Origin of the sequence: Lysinibacillus sp. NPDC093216, assembly GCF_050280325.1 — a bacterium.
GTDB lineage: Bacteria > Bacillota > Bacilli > Bacillales_A > Planococcaceae > Lysinibacillus.
In genome coordinates this window covers 255931-271798 of record NZ_JBNNVB010000004.1, presented here as the reverse complement: position 1 = coordinate 271798, position 15868 = coordinate 255931, and the positions used below count along the sequence as shown (strand labels likewise).

Below are 15868 nucleotides of genomic sequence, written 5' to 3'. Positions count from 1 at the left end.
CAGCCGGAACGGAAATCAACCACACGTTTTGGTGATGAGCCTAAAATTGCCGATAGAACCATCAATATCTACTGCAATAGGCACATAGCTCTTGATTTGAATTGGTATAGTATTGTATAATCACAGTTAAAATGTAAACTTAAATGCTTTGACCGGGAAGTAGTAAAGATTGTGAATGGACGACAGGGAGCGCAGGCCGGAGATTGAGAGCTAGCGCCGTACCAATGCAGTTTTGAATTCATCCCGCGAGCAGCTACCGGGACCAGCGAAATGCTGTAAAGGTATGCCGGCTTTAATCTAGTCGTTATGTCAATGAAGTGATTGCTAGGAATTTGCCTTGCAATAACTAGGGTGGTACCGCGAAGATGTCCTCGTCCCTTTTTTAGGGGCGAGTTTTTTTATGCCATCAACAAAACTGGCATGGATTTGAACAAGGAGGGTTTATTACATGGAAGAGCAATTAAAGCAATTAGAGCAAGAAGCACTTGCTAAAATTGAAGCGGCAGCAAATTTAAAGGAATTAAATGATGTGCGAGTAGCATATCTAGGGAAAAAAGGACCTATCACGGATTTATTAAAAGGGATGGGGAAATTATCAGCTGAGGAACGCCCAAAAATGGGTGCCTTAGTCAATACAGTTCGTGAAAATGTAACTGCTGTATTAGAGGAAAAGGTAGCTGTGCTAGAGGAAGCGGCAATTGCTGAAAAATTAGCAAGTGAGTCGATTGATGTCACTTTACCTGGTCGTGAAATTAAAGTTGGCAATCGTCATCCATTAACACGCGTTATTGAAGAAATTGAAGATTTATTTATCGGTATGGGCTATGAAATTGCAGAAGGTCCAGAAGTGGAAAAGGATTATTATAACTTCGAGGCACTGAACTTACCGAAGGGACATCCTGCTCGTGATATGCAAGATTCGTTCTATATTTCCGAGGAAATATTACTACGTACACAAACATCACCTGTTCAAGCTCGCACGATGGAGGCAAAAAAAGGTGAATCAATTCGCATTATTTGCCCAGGGAAAGTATTCCGTCGAGACAACGATGATGCTACACACTCGCACCAATTCATGCAAATTGAAGGGTTAGTAATTGGTGAAAATATTCGCATGAGTGACCTTAAAGGTACGCTTGATACATTAGCGAAAAAAATGTTCGGTGCAGACCGCGAAATTCGACTTCGTCCAAGCTTCTTCCCATTCACAGAGCCATCTGTTGAAATGGATATTTCATGTTTCAAATGTGGTGGTTCAGGCTGTAACATTTGTAAAGGAACAGGCTGGATTGAAATTTTAGGCGCTGGTATGGTACATCCAAGAGTACTAGAAATGTCTGGCTATGATCCGAAGAAAGTGTCAGGCTTTGCATTCGGTATTGGTGCTGAGCGTATCGCAATGTTGAAATATGGTGTCGACGATATTCGTCATTTCTATACAAATGACTCACGTTTCTTATCACAATTCGAGCGAACAGAGGCGTAAGGGGGATAAAAGATGTTAGTATCATTAGAATGGTTAAAAGATTATGTAAATACACAAGATTTAGCGACTGAAGAGTTAGCTGAAAAAATTACGCGTTCTGGAATTGAAGTAGATGCAGTAATTGACCGTGCTAACGGCATGGATAAAGTTGTTGTCGGCTATATCGTATCAAAAGAGAAACATCCTGAAGCAGATAAATTAAATATTTGCCAAGTGGATGTTGGTGAAGCTGAACCACAACAAATTATTTGTGGTGCTCCAAACGTTGATGCTGGTCAAAAAGTTATTGTCGCTCGTCCAGGTGCACATTTACCAGGCGGCATTAAAATAAAAAAAGCAAAACTTCGTGGACATGAATCAAACGGTATGATTTGTTCATTACAAGAGTTAGGAATCGAAGGGAAACTTGTTCCTAAAGCATATTCTGAAGGTATTTATGTGCTTCCAGAGGGTGCTGAGGTAGGTTCGGATGCCCTTGCTATTTTAGGTTTACGTGACACAGTGTTAGAGCTTGGTTTAACACCAAACCGCTCAGACGCACTGTCAATGCTAGGTGTGGCGTATGAAGTTGGCGCAATTCTTTCTGAAGAAGTGAAGTATCCAGAAATCGCCTACAGCACATCTTCTGAAAAAGCTGAAGATTTGTTTAAGCTTCGCGTAGAAGATTTACAAGCAAACCCAATGTATGTAGCAAAAGTTGTGAAAAACGTAAAAATAGCGGAATCACCAATGTGGCTACAAAATCGTTTGATGGCAGCAGGCGTACGCCCACACAATAATGTTGTCGATGTAACGAACTACATTTTAATGGAATACGGTCAACCGCTTCATGCCTTTGACTACGATAGTCTTGCAACAGGTGAAATCGTAGTGCGTAAAGCAACAGAAGGCGAAAAAATTACTACTTTAGATGACCAAGAGCGTACATTAAAAGCAACAGATTTAGTCATTACAAATGGTAAAGAGCCAGTAGCTATCGCAGGTGTAATGGGTGGTGCAAACTCTGAGGTAAATGATTCTACAACAACGGTTGTCATCGAATCTGCTTACTTCGACGGTTTAACTGTACGTCAAACATCACGTCATCTTGGACTTCGTTCAGATGCTTCTGCTCGTTTTGAAAAGGGTGTTGACCCTAACCGTGTGTTACCTGCTGCAGAACGTGCTGCAGCACTACTAGCTGAATTAGCTGGCGGTGAAGTGTTAGAGGGAACATGCATCGTGGATGAACTAGATAAATCACCAGCACGTGTTGTCGTTTCTCCAGATTTTATTAATGAACGTTTAGGCATGAAAATTTCATTAGAAGAAATGTTGACTATTTTGGAGCGACTTAAATTTGGCGTAGAAGCAGCAAATGGTTTGCTAATCGTTGATGCACCAACACGTCGTCAAGATATTAAAATTGAAGAAGATATTGTAGAAGAAATTGCTCGTTTATACGGCTATGATGAAATCCCAATGACTTTACCAGAGGGAGCAAACCAAGTAGGGCGTCTAACTCCATATCAAGCAAATCGTCGTGTAGTTCGTAACTACATGGAAGGAGCAGGCCTTTACCAAGCTGTCACTTACTCATTAACTTCAGATGCATTGTCACAACGCTTTGCATTGAAAGCTGAGCCAGTAACACGTTTACTAATGCCGATGAGTGAGGACCGTTCAACACTACGTCAAAGTCTTATCCCACATTTAATTGAAGCTGCTGCGTATAATGTTGCGCGTAAAGCTGACAATGTGGCATTGTATGAAATCGGTTCAGTTTTCCTTGGGCAATCAGAAGAGGGGCTACCATATGAGGAAGAGCATGTGGCGGCAGTAGTAACAGGAAAATGGCTTGACCATGCTTGGCAAGGGGAGAAAAAAGCAGTAGATTTCTTCGTCTTAAAAGGTATTGTAGAAGGTGTTATCGGTAAGCTTGGTTTAGAGGATCGTATTTCATTTGTGAAAGCTGAAGTAGATGGATTACACCCAGGACGTACTGCTAGCATTCTTTTAGACGGTGAACAAGTGGGCATTATCGGTGGATTACATCCAGCAGAGCAAAAAACATGGGGTGTAAAAGACACATATGTAATGGAAATGAATCTAGTAACATTATTAAATGCTAATGCAAAAGAAGCACCTCTTGGTTATACACCTGTGCCTCGCTTCCCAGCAATGTCTCGTGATATTGCACTTATCATGGACCGTACAACAACAGCTGGAGAAGTTATTGCTGCGATTCGCTCAGCAAACGTGAAATTATTGAAAGACGTTCGTGTATTCGACGTATATGAAGGTGAAAAAATGGAGGCTGGTAAAAAATCAGTTGCATTCTCTCTAACATACTTCGATCCAGAACGTACTTTAACAGATGAAGAAGTTGTTGCAGCACATAACAAAGTGTTAAAAGCTATTGCAACAATTGAAGGTACAGAAGTACGCTAATTTAATAATAATTTTGTAAGCTGTCTCGTAGTGAGGCAGCTTTTTGTTTTGTTAACCTCATACAACTGCTACAAGTAGTTTTTGCAGAAAGTGTGAGAAAAGTAAGGCACGGGAGAGAAGATACTCTAAGCTAATTCTCAATTTAAGTTTTTCATCAATATTTAGAAATAACAAAAAATAAAATTTTTATCTATATTATGTGTATAGTAAGTTTTGGATAGAAAAATTTACTATGGGGTGGTAGTTATTATGAAAAATCATCGAAAAAGAAGAGGCTTTTCCGTACGAGCCCGATTAATATGGGCGTTTACTTTGACACTTTTAATCCCCAGCATTGCTATTGGTACGTTTTCATATTTGAAGGCTTCTGATCAATATTATAAGGAATTAAGTAAAAGCTCACGCGAAAATGTCGATTTATTAAATACACTAATTTCAAATGAGATATCACCTATTCAAAGTGATGTGGAGTATTTAGCTGCTTCTTTTAATAAGAATGTGCAAGATGCAGATGCTTTAAAGGAATTAGAAAAATATAATGCTTTACATAGCAATGTCTCTGTTGTCAATTTGGCAATTGAGGGGCACAAATTTATGCGTGAACCACAAGCTGAATCCTCAACTGATTATGATCCATTTACGCGACCATGGTACTTAACGGCTATTGAATCACCTGGCAAAAACGTTATGATTGATCCATATAAATCAACGATTACAGGTGAATTAATATTAGCAGTATCAGCTGGTTTACAGGATCGTTCAGGAGTTATTTCTATTGGTCTAAATTTAGACGGAATTTCCGAGCTAGTGAATTCAGTGGAAATAGGTGATAATGGCTATGCTACATTAGTAAATGCCAATAATCTTATTATTGCTGATCCGGAGTTAGAGGCAGGATCGGAGCTTAAAAAGTCATATATAGAAAAGATGCAAGGAAAAGAAGATGGTAGTTTTACCATTAAGGAAGATGGAAAAGAGTATCAAGTGTTTTTTACTACCAATAAACTAACAGGTTGGAAAATTGTTGGTACTATGGATTTAGCAGATGTAGCAACTGTCACAAAACCAATTTTAACAAACACTATGACAGTCATTCTTATTGCTCTTATCATATTTGGAATCATTGGTGCCTTCATTATAAGATCAATCATTCACCCATTACAAAAGTTGTCAACAGTAGCTGAGCAGGTAGGAGACGGTGATTTACGTAATTTAATTGAAATTAAAAGACATGATGAGATAGGTAAATTGGCGGATATATTCAATAAAATGATTCTATCTTTACGTGGTGTAGTTGGTAACATTGGTGAGGAATCAAATCAGTTAGCTGCATCATCGGAGGAACTTACAGCCAGTACATCAGAAAATAAACGAGCTACATCGCAAATTGTTGATTCCATTCAAACATTTGCTGAAACGGTTGATTTGCAAGCCGAAACAATTAATGATAGCACTAACGCTGTACTTGAAATGTCTTCATCCATTCAGCAAATTGCAGTAAAGTCCGATACCGTTAATGAGATGTCGAATAAAGCAATGGAGGCTGTTGTGATAGGAGACAAAACTATTCAAACAGCAATTGGCCAAATGAAAATGATTCAAAGTACTGTCCAAGCACTTGAAAACACAGTACAAACACTAAGTGAACGTTCTAATGAAATCGGACGTATTGTAGAGGCCATTACGCAAATTGCTGATCAAACAAATCTTTTAGCTTTAAATGCTGCAATTGAAGCTGCTCGTGCAGGTGAGCATGGAAAAGGTTTTGCAGTTGTTGCTGATGAGGTGCGAAAGCTTGCTGAGCAATCCGCACAATCAACAATGCAAATAAAAGATATCATTGATTATATTCAAGCCGATACAAAACTAGCGGTTGAATCAATGTCTGCTGGTTCAGCTGAGGTATTAAAGGGAATTGATGTAACAAATATGGCAGGAAAGTCATTCAAAGAAATTAGTGATAATGTACAAAGCGTAACCTATGAAATAGGACAAATTTCAGAGACAGCAAAAGTTATTTCTGAACACTCCAATCAAGTGGCAATGGGTATTGAAAGTGTACTTCAGCGAACAAATGAAAATACAGCAAGTGCACAAAATATTTCCGCCGCAACAGAGGAACAGCTTGCTTCTATGGAAGAAATCGCTGCATCGGCTGAAGCCCTTGCTAAAATGTCTGAAAATCTACAACAAACAATTAGACAGTTTAAATATTAAGCTAAACAAAAATCTGGTCATAATAAGTTTTTGATATAAAGAATTTCGCTAACTTCAATAGAGAACAAGTTGTGTATAACTTGTAATCTGCTGGAGTATAGCGAAATTTTTTTGTCTAATAGACCAATTTTATTTCATCTTTTTAGCTTTCTCAGTATTCGCAAAATGCCATTTCGTAATGGAGCGTAAAAATTCCTCACCTTGTTTCCGCCAAATGCGTGCTGCTAACGCATCTACTTTCGCTGAAGCTCCCTTCAACAACTCTATTCCAGCAATCTCGCTCAGTCGGTCCATTTCTTTTAAAAATGAAGCACGAGCTAATATCGACGCGGTTGCTACGGAAAGATGTAATTGCTCGGCCTTGGTAGAAAATAGCACATCCTCTCGAACAATATCGCGTTCATTTTTTAAGTAATTGTAATAAACGCCGCGTTCCGCAAACTGATCTATCAAAATATGCTCTGGTTTTTCTGGCGCCATTTTTGCCAGTGCATTTTTAAGTGCCCGATTGTGCATCATAGCTTTCATCTTACCTTGAGAGTAACCTCGTGCTTGTAATTCGTTATATTTTTCATTGCGTAGTACAAGTACACTATGGACGCAAGCTGCACGTAGATCAGGTGCTATTTTACGCATGTAATCATCCGTTAGCATTTTTGAGTCTTTGACACCAAGTTCGTTTATAAGCGCAATTTTTGATGATGGGACATATACGGCTGCAACTGTTATTGGGCCGAAATAATCACCAGTACCAGTTTCGTCTGAGCCTAGCACCGACATCGTAGCAAAACCTTCTGGAAGAACATCGCCCTTTGCTCCTATCGACGATGATTTTTGTGTGTTTTTTACTTCTATGTTTCCCCAGCGTGCAGCTTCTCGTTCAGCTCCTCCCCCTTGGAACATTAATTTACCTGATTTGTACATCGTAATTGCTGTATCTGGGAGCTTTGCGGCAAAGATTACACCTGGAGCTTTACGCTCTACAAAATGGTTTGCATAGTAAGACATCACCTCTTTTTGTATATTTGTTGATATGGAAAGTACAATATTTGACATTTACTCGTTCCTTTCTGTCCTCGTTGTTCACAATTTTATACCTTTCATGTTATGATAATAAATAGCTTTTTTGTGTAAGCTGCTCACAATAAAAAAATTCGTGAGCACAAAAATTTTAAAGGAGGGTGCGACTATGGAAAATCAAGAAAAGAATAAAATTTCTGTGGAAATCTACGGTCATACATATAAAATGGTCGGCTCTGAATCCATGGGACATATGCGACTTGTCGCTTCGATTGTTGATGACCGTATGCGCGAAATGAATGTACATAATCCCTCTCTTGATAGCACAAAGCTTGCCGTTCTTACAGCAGTAAATACCGTTCACGATTATTTACTATTAAAAGAACAAATGGAACAATTAGAAGAAGAATTGAAAAAATTAAAGGGTTGAAGTGAATGTTAGATTTAATCATATTAGCGGTGCTATTAGCCGGGCTCATCGTTGGTGCAAAACGTGGTTTCATTGTTCAGATGATGCATATCGTTAGCTTTATAGTTGCCCTAATAGTTGCGTATATCTATTATAAACCATTAGCACAAAAATTTGTGTTTTGGGTTCCGTATCCAGGTGTAACGGATTCAGGTAGTCTTGGAGTAGTTATTGATAGCCTGGATTTAGACCGCACTTTTTACCGTGTCATTGCATTTGCAGTTATTTTCTTTGCGGTGAAAATTACAATGCAAATTGTGGCATCGATTTTTGATTTTATAGCGTATTTACCTGTGTTAGGTACAGTAAATCGCTGGCTTGGAGCATTGTTTGGCATGATTGAAAACTATTTAATTATGTTTATTTTGCTGTACATTCTTGCTTTATTGCCAGTTGCTTCTATTCAAAGTTTAATGTCGAAGTCGTTGTTAAGTGGTCTCATTTTGGAACACACCCCAATTATTACAAGTATGTTCCAAAATTGGTGGTATATTTATATGCAATAGCAAACTGTGCACTTCTCTCGGTTTTGAGGGAAGTGTTTTTACGATAGGAGGAATTCCCAATGAACAAAAAAACAATTATTCGCACATTTGAAAAAATTGCATTGTATATGGAATTACAAGGGGAAAATCCATTCAAAGTGTCTGCCTTTCGAAAAGCTGCTGCCGCACTTGAGGGGGACGAGCGCTCATTAAGTGAGATGGAGGATGTAACAAAGCTTAAAGGTATAGGTAAAGGTACAGCGGCTGTTATTGAGGATTTAATGACAAATGGTGAATCAAGCTTATTAAAGGAATTAGAAGAAATTGTACCAAAAGGATTGCTCCCGCTATTAAAACTTCCAGGCTTAGGTGGTAAAAAAATTGCTAAGCTTCATCAAGAGTTAGGGGTCGATTGTGCGGAAAGTTTAAAGACTGCTTGTGAGGAAGGTAAAGTTCGTGAGCTGGCAGGCTTTGCGGCTAAGACCGAAGAAAAAATTTTAAAGGAACTTGCAAATTTAGCAAATCGATCAGAACGTTTACCGATTTGGCAGCTGGATCCAGTTGTTTTACAAATTGAAGCTCTTCTAGGTAGTATGGAAGAAGTGGAACGTTTTTCTGTTGCGGGAAGCTTCCGTCGTGCAGCTGAAACAAGTAAAGATATTGATTTTATTGTTGTAACCGAAGCAGTTGAAACTGTACGTGAAAAGCTACTGAATGAGCTTTCTGTACAAGAAGTCGTAGCAGCTGGTGATACAAAAATTTCAGTTATTTTAGATCTAGATGAGCCTGTAAGTGTAGATTTCCGATTAGTAAGAGATGTTGAATATGCAACGGCCTTGCATCATTTCACAGGCTCAAAAGATCACAATGTACGCATGCGTCAAATTGCTAAAGCCCGTGGTGAAAAAATTAGTGAATATGGTGTAGAGCAGGCTGATGGCACCGTATTAACGTTTAAGGATGAAGAAGAATTTTTTGCGCATTTTGATTTACCATTTATCCCGCCGAGTTTGCGTACAGGAACAACGGAATTTGACAAAACAGATGACATTAAAAGTCTAGTGAAAATAGAAGATATGAAAGCAGATTTGCATATGCATACGACTTGGTCTGATGGTGCATACTCTGTAGCTGAAATGGGCAAGGCATTAATAGCGCGTGGCTATCAATATAGTGTTATTACTGACCATTCACAATTTTTAAAAGTAGCGAATGGTCTAACGCCGGAGCGCTTAACAAAGCAACGTGCTGAAATTGAGACATTTAATGAAGCACATCCAGATTTCCATTTATATGCGGGGACAGAAATGGATATTTTGCCGGATGGTTCCCTAGATTTTGAAGATGAGGTGCTAAGAGAATTAGATTTCGTAATTGCCTCTATTCACTCTAGCTTTACACAATCGCAGGACAAAATTATGGCACGTTTACTGACGGCGATGCAAAATCCGTACGTTCATATGATTGCACATCCAACTGGTCGCATTATTGAGAATCGTAATGGCTATAATCCTGATATGGAGCAATTAATTTCGTGGGCAAAGGAATATGGTAAAATTTTAGAGTTAAATGCGAATCCATATCGTCTTGATTTATGTGTTGATCATTTAGAAATGGCTTTGGCAGCTGGTGTGCCCGTAGCAATCAATACGGATGCCCATGATATTGCTCATTTACGCTTTATGGATATTGGGGTGCGCTACGCAAACAGAGCATGGTTGAAAAAGGATATGATTGTGAATACATGGACGCGAGAACAGTTTGAAGCGTTTATTCGACGAAATAAATAGGTTGAGGAGGTGTTCTCGGTGATCGCAGAACGCGCATTGAAAACACTAGAATATGATAAAGTACGTCAGCAAGTGGCTACATACTGTACTTCTTCAATCGGTAAATCAGCGGTTGATGAACTTGTACCACAGACAGACTATGAAAAAGTTGTACAATTATTAGAAGAAATGGATGAAGGACTATCCATTTTACGTGTTAAAGGCAATGTGCCGATGGGTGGAATTTTTGATGTGCGACCAGCTGCAAGGCGTGCACAAATCGGTGGCATGCTGTCAGCGATGGAACTAATGGAAGTTTCAAGTACAATTCGAGCTAGTAGAATTCTTCGTAATTTTATCGAAGATATAGAATCAGAAGAAGTGATTGAGATTCCTCATTTCATCGCCAAAAAGGAAGCAATGCCTGTTTTGACAGGCTTGCAACATGAAATTAATAACTGTATTGATGACAATGGCTCAGTGCTTGACTCTGCAAGCCAAACTTTGCGTTCAATTCGCCAGTCTTTGCGCGCAGAGGAGGCTAAAGTACGTTCTAAGCTAGAAAGCCTTATACGTGGGAGTAATGCTTCAAAAATGCTCTCAGATACACTTGTAACGATTCGTAATGATCGCTTTGTTATTCCCGTTAAGCAAGAGTATCGTCATCATTATGGTGGAATTGTGCATGACCAATCATCTTCTGGCCAAACATTATTTATCGAGCCAGATTCGATTGTACAAGCGAATAATGAAATTCATCGCTTAAAAATGAAAGAGCAAGCTGAAATTGAACGTATCTTACTTGCCTTAAGTGCAATGGTAGAGGAAGTAGCTCCAGATTTATTTAACTTAGTAAAAGTACTAGGTGAGATTGACGTTATTTTAGCGAAAGGCAAGTACGGTCAAGCGAACAAATGTACAATGCCTAAAATGAATAACGACGGCTATATTCGACTTGTTCGTGCACGTCATCCACTTTTACCAATTGAAACGGCGGTTGCTAACGATATTGAATTTGGGAAAGACATCACGGCAATTGTGATTACAGGACCAAACACGGGTGGTAAAACCGTCACTTTAAAAACAGTTGGACTATGTACATTAATGGCACAGGCTGGGTTACCAGTTCCTGCACTTGATGGTTCAGAGCTTGCTGTTTTCAAGCAGCTTTTTGCAGATATTGGAGATGAACAGTCAATTGAGCAATCATTGTCAACATTCTCCTCTCATATGGTCAACATAGTAGATATCTTACAAAAGTTTGATGACGAATCACTCGTTCTATTTGATGAATTAGGTGCCGGGACAGACCCTCAGGAAGGGGCAGCTCTGGCCATCTCCATTTTAGATGAAGTACATGGTCGTGGCGCCCGCGTTATGGCAACAACGCACTATCCTGAGCTAAAAGCATATGGCTATAATCGTCCAGGAGTTGCCAATGCAAGTGTAGAGTTTGATATTGAGACATTGAGTCCAACATACCGTCTACTTATTGGTGTACCAGGCCGCTCTAATGCATTTGAAATTTCAAGTCGCCTGGGCTTACCAGAATCGATTATTGACCGTGCGAAAAGCTTTACAGGTACAGATCGCCATGAAGTAGAGTCAATGATTGCTTCACTTGAAGAGACTCGTCGCCAATCCGAAGATGATGCAGAACGCTCTCATGAATTAATGATAGAGTCTGAAGCCCTACGAAAAGAGCTACAAGAAAAACTACAAGCTTACGATGACCGCAAAGAAGCACTCGATAAAAAAGCGAAAGAGAAGGCTCGTAAAATTGTTGATGAAGCAAAAAGAGAAGCAGAATCAATTATTACTGAGCTTCGAGAAATGCGCAAAAATGCAGACCAAGTTGTCAAAGAGCATGAACTCATCGAAGCACGTAAACGATTGGAAGAAGCTACACCACTTGAAAACAATAAAGTGCTAAAAAAAGCGGCACAAGTAAAGGCTCGTTCACAAAACTTAGTTGTCGGAGACGAGGTAAAGGTGTTAAGCTATGGACAACGGGGTACATTGCTCGAAAAAGTATCAGATATCGAATGGGTTGTCCAAATGGGTATTTTGAAAATGAAAATCTCGGATAGTGATCTAGAGTACATTAAACCCGAAAAAGAACCTGTTCAACGTATGGCTGGTGTGAAAAATCGCAATAGCCAAGTGAAATTAGAATTAGATTTACGCGGCGAACGGTATGAAGATGCCATCATACGTACGGAAAAATATATTGATGATGCCTTGCTTGCTAACTATGGGCGTGTATCAATTATTCATGGTGTCGGTACAGGTGCATTACGTCAGGGAATTCAAAGCTATTTGAAAAAGCATAAGCGTGTAAAATCCTTCCGTTTTGGTGAAGCGGGCGAGGGAGGATTAGGTGTCACGGTTGTGGAATTGAAATAAGCAGTAAAGGGGACGGAGAAAAATGCTGAATTCTAGCTTTTGGCGATATCCAATTATCGAAACGGCGGGATATTTTAGTGTTGTTGTATTATGTTTAGTCGTCTCGATGGCATTGTTCGAAGTCGTTACGAAATATAAAAACTGGGAAGAAATTAAAAATGGTAATATCGCTGTGGCACTTGCAACCGGCGGGAAAATACTGGGGATCTGTAATATTTTTCGCTTTTCCATTGCGCGCCATAGTACTTTAAGTGAAATGATTGGCTGGGGCCTCTTTGGTTTTACATTACTGATTGTGGCGTATTTCTTATTTGAATTTATGACCCCACGTTTTAATGTTGATCAAGAAATCGCAAACGATAATCGCTCAGTCGGTTTCATTTCCTTTACCATTTCACTCGGTCTATCGTTTGTTATTGGGGCAAGTATTGCATAGGAGTGTAATGACATGGAAAAATTAGCAAAAGTACTAATCGTTGTCTGCATCGCATTTTTGGCAGTCGGTGTCTATTATATGATGACCCTTTAAGCAAAAAAACGCATCCTTTTATGAGGATGCGTTTTTTTATGGGTAAAGAGAAGAATTGCTCGAGTGTCTAGCGACGGAAAGAAGTCAAAGCGACGGAAAGAAGAGTCAGGGCGACGGAAAGAAGAGCCAGGGCGACGGAAAGAAGAGTCAGGGCGACGGAAAGAAGAGCCAGAGCGACGGAACGAAAGGTCAAAGCGACGGAAAGAAGGCAGGGCGACGGAAAGAATAGCCAGAGCGACGGAAAGAATAGCCAGAGCGACGGAACGAAAGGTCAAAGCGACGGAAAGAAGAGTCAGGGCGACGGAAAGAATAGCCAGAGCGACGGAAAGAAGAGTCAGGGCGACGGAAAGAATAGCCAGGGCGACGGAACGAAAGGTCAAAGCGACGGAAAGAAGGCAGGGTGGCGGAAAGAAGAGTCAAAGCGACGGAAAGAAGAGCCAGAGCGACGGAAAGAAGAGTCAGGGCGACGGAAAGAAGAGTCAGGGCGACGGAAAGAATAGCCAGGGCGACGGAAAGAAGAGCCAGAGCGACGGAAAGAAGAGTCAGGGCGACGGAACGAAAGGTCAAAGCGACGGAAAGAAGGCAGGGCGACGGAAAGAAGAGCCAGAGCGACGGAAAGAAGAGTCAAAGCGACGGAAAGAATAGCCAGAGCGACGGAACGAAAGGTCAAAGCGACGGAAAGAAGGCAGGGCGACGGAAAGAAGAGTCAAAGCGACGGAAAGAATAGCCGAAGTGACGGAAAAGTGTAAAGAACTACTCTGGCCCGAAGAGAGCCCCCCTCAGGTTGAGTGTGTAACCGCCCCAATAAATAAAAAACTACTATACCCTCAAAAAAAATCATAAGTTACATCATCCTCATATCAACCCTATCTAAAAATAATACTAGAACCTATTAATATTCCTTCATCTATCTAAAAAGTTATCATTAAAAAAATATTTTTGGAATATAGAAATATTAACTCAGTTTTGTGCATGAAAAAAGAAAGAATGAATGAGTATTCATACGCTCTGTCGATCAAAAATCCTAAGAAATACAGTTATATAAATGTTGTTAAATGCATAATAATTAATCGAAAATGCACTTATTTTCTATTTTGTGTTTGAAAGAGTATTTCTTTTTCATTATAATTAAAATAAGAGTTTACAAATTTGGGGCAAAGGGGAGAGGACGTATGACAACAAAACCATGGCTAAAAAATTATCCTGAAGAAGTACCATCGTCTTTAACGTTTGAGGAAATTCCTGTGCAAGAGTTTTTGACACGTGCCTATAAAAAGAATCCATCCAAAGTTGCGATTCATTTTATGGGAAAGGATTTGACGTACACTGAGCTATATGATTCAGCGCTAAGGTTCGCAAACTATTTACAAGCCCTTGGAGTAGAGAAGGGAGATCGAGTAGCTATTATGCTACCAAACTCACCGCAAAGTGTAATCGCTTACTACGGGGCAATGTATGCTGGAGCGATTGTCGTACAAACAAATCCACTTTATACTGAGCGTGAACTTCAATATCAAATGGCTGATTCAGGTGCGAAAGTTATTTTATTGATGGATATTTTGTATCCACGTGTTATGAAAATCATAAAAGAAACTGCACTTGAAAATGTAATTGTCACGGCTATTAAAGATTATTTACCATTTCCAAAAAATTTGGTTTATCCCTATATTCAAAAAAAGCAGTACGGTTTTAGTGTAAAGGTTGAACATAGTGGTCAAAATCATTTATTTACAGAAATTATGCGCTCAGCGCCCATCAAAATGATTGATATTCCATTTGATTTTGAAGAGGACGTAGCACTGCTTCAATATACAGGTGGAACGACTGGCTTCCCTAAAGGTGTAATGTTGACCCATAAAAACTTAATTGCTAATACAACAATGTGTGATGCGTGGATGTATAAATGTGTACATGGCGAGGAAACCATTATGGGCATACTGCCATTCTTTCATGTTTATGGTATGACGGCTGTTATTTTATTATCCGTATTCACGCAAAATAAGATGGTGTTATTACCAAAGTTTGATGCAGAGACAGCGTTAAAAACAATTGATAAGCAAAAACCAACACTATTCCCAGGTGCACCGACTTTATATATTGGTTTATTAAATCATCCGGATATTGCAAAGTACGACTTGTCGTCTATCAAAGCATGCATAAGTGGATCCGCTTCATTGCCTGTAGAGGTGCAGGAGAAATTTGAAGCGGCAACAGGGGGAAAACTTGTCGAAGGATATGGATTAACAGAAACTTCTCCTGTCACACATTCAACACCTATTTGGGGTAAGCGTGTCATGGGCTCGATTGGTTTACCTTGGCCAAATACGGATTCAATAATTTTACGTGCAGGGGATGCTGAGGTGCTTCCAGTCGGTGAGGTTGGTGAAATAGCTGTAAAGGGCCCTCAGGTTATGAAAGGCTATTGGAATCGCCCTGAGGATACTGCAGCGGCGTTCGTAGATGGCTGGTTTTTAACAGGCGATCTTGGCTATATGGACGAGGAAGGCTATTTCTATGTAGTTGATCGTAAAAAAGATATAATTATTGCAGGTGGTTTTAATATTTACCCTCGTGAGGTAGAGGAAGTACTATATGAGCGCGAAGAAATCCAAGAATGTGTTGTTGCTGGTATACCTGACCCGTATCGTGGAGAAACCGTAAAAGCTTATATTGTTTTAAAAGAAGGATATTCGATTACGGAAGACGAATTAAATAAATATTGCCGTCAAAACTTAGCTGCTTTCAAAGTTCCTCGCTATTATGAGTTTAGAGATGAGCTACCGAAAACAGCAGTTGGAAAAATTTTGCGGCGCGCATTAGTTGATGAAGAAAAAACGAAATTGGTGAATAAAGAAGCAAAATAAATACGTGATAAAGTATTGACAAGCAAAGATGTAAATTATAATATGAAAATATGAATGAATGACCATTCATATTTTCATATTTTTTTAGGTTGCCACGTCATATCCTTAACAATCTATCAGTTTGAGATGGCTGGTCATTGAAGGATGACATCATGTATTGAGCATGAATTTAGACGTGTGCAAGTTTTTTTAG

11 protein-coding genes are annotated in these 15868 nt (G+C 39.5%); 10 read left to right on the top strand and 1 reads right to left on the bottom strand.

Annotated elements, in window-relative coordinates:
* The first annotated feature begins 448 nt into the window (after positions 1-448).
* The 3 genes from pheS (at position 449) to ACQKOG_RS07460 (ending at position 6133) form a co-directional block, all read left to right on the top strand.
* On the top strand, positions 449-1486 hold the full coding sequence (gene pheS / locus ACQKOG_RS07470) for a phenylalanine--tRNA ligase subunit alpha (RefSeq protein WP_370075589.1): 1038 nt from the start codon (positions 449-451) through the stop codon (positions 1484-1486).
* A 12-nt stretch (positions 1487-1498) separates the two neighbouring features.
* The gene (pheT, locus tag ACQKOG_RS07465) at positions 1499-3916 is read left to right on the top strand and encodes a phenylalanine--tRNA ligase subunit beta (RefSeq protein ID WP_427445816.1); all 2418 of its coding nucleotides are present in this window, start codon (positions 1499-1501) and stop codon (positions 3914-3916) included.
* Positions 3917-4165: 249 nt separating this feature from the next.
* The gene (locus ACQKOG_RS07460; protein WP_415731886.1) at positions 4166-6133 is read left to right on the top strand and encodes a methyl-accepting chemotaxis protein; all 1968 of its coding nucleotides are present in this window, start codon (positions 4166-4168) and stop codon (positions 6131-6133) included.
* Positions 6134-6262: 129 nt separating this feature from the next.
* Here ACQKOG_RS07460 and rnhC read toward each other — a convergent pair whose 3' ends face one another.
* Positions 6263-7189: a ribonuclease HIII gene (gene rnhC / locus ACQKOG_RS07455; protein ID WP_402868446.1), complete on the bottom strand. Its 927-nt coding sequence runs from the start codon at positions 7187-7189 to the stop codon at positions 6263-6265.
* Positions 7190-7322: 133 nt separating this feature from the next.
* On the opposite strand from rnhC, the gene zapA reads away from it, so the two are divergent.
* From zapA to ACQKOG_RS07420, 7 genes are all read left to right on the top strand, one after another.
* Positions 7323-7583 (top strand): cell division protein ZapA, encoded by a 261-nt coding sequence (zapA, locus tag ACQKOG_RS07450; protein ID WP_370075581.1) that lies wholly within the window; start codon positions 7323-7325, stop codon positions 7581-7583.
* 5 nt (positions 7584-7588) lie between these two features.
* A complete protein-coding gene (locus ACQKOG_RS07445; RefSeq protein ID WP_370075579.1) occupies positions 7589-8128 on the top strand; it encodes a CvpA family protein in 540 nt (179 codons plus the stop codon).
* A 59-nt stretch (positions 8129-8187) separates the two neighbouring features.
* Complete coding sequence (gene polX / locus ACQKOG_RS07440; RefSeq protein ID WP_427445812.1) at positions 8188-9897, top strand: DNA polymerase/3'-5' exonuclease PolX; 1710 nt, start codon at positions 8188-8190, stop codon at positions 9895-9897.
* Positions 9898-9915: 18 nt separating this feature from the next.
* On the top strand, positions 9916-12282 hold the full coding sequence (locus ACQKOG_RS07435; RefSeq protein ID WP_402868450.1) for an endonuclease MutS2: 2367 nt from the start codon (positions 9916-9918) through the stop codon (positions 12280-12282).
* A gap of 22 nt (positions 12283-12304) precedes the next feature.
* Positions 12305-12718, top strand: a complete 414-nt coding sequence (locus ACQKOG_RS07430; protein WP_132357141.1) for a DUF350 domain-containing protein — start codon at positions 12305-12307, stop codon at positions 12716-12718.
* 156 nt (positions 12719-12874) lie between these two features.
* Complete coding sequence (locus ACQKOG_RS07425) at positions 12875-13456, top strand: hypothetical protein (protein ID WP_402868452.1); 582 nt, start codon at positions 12875-12877, stop codon at positions 13454-13456.
* A 527-nt stretch (positions 13457-13983) separates the two neighbouring features.
* Complete coding sequence (locus tag ACQKOG_RS07420; RefSeq protein WP_402868454.1) at positions 13984-15675, top strand: AMP-binding protein; 1692 nt, start codon at positions 13984-13986, stop codon at positions 15673-15675.
* Positions 15676-15868 lie beyond the last annotated feature (193 nt).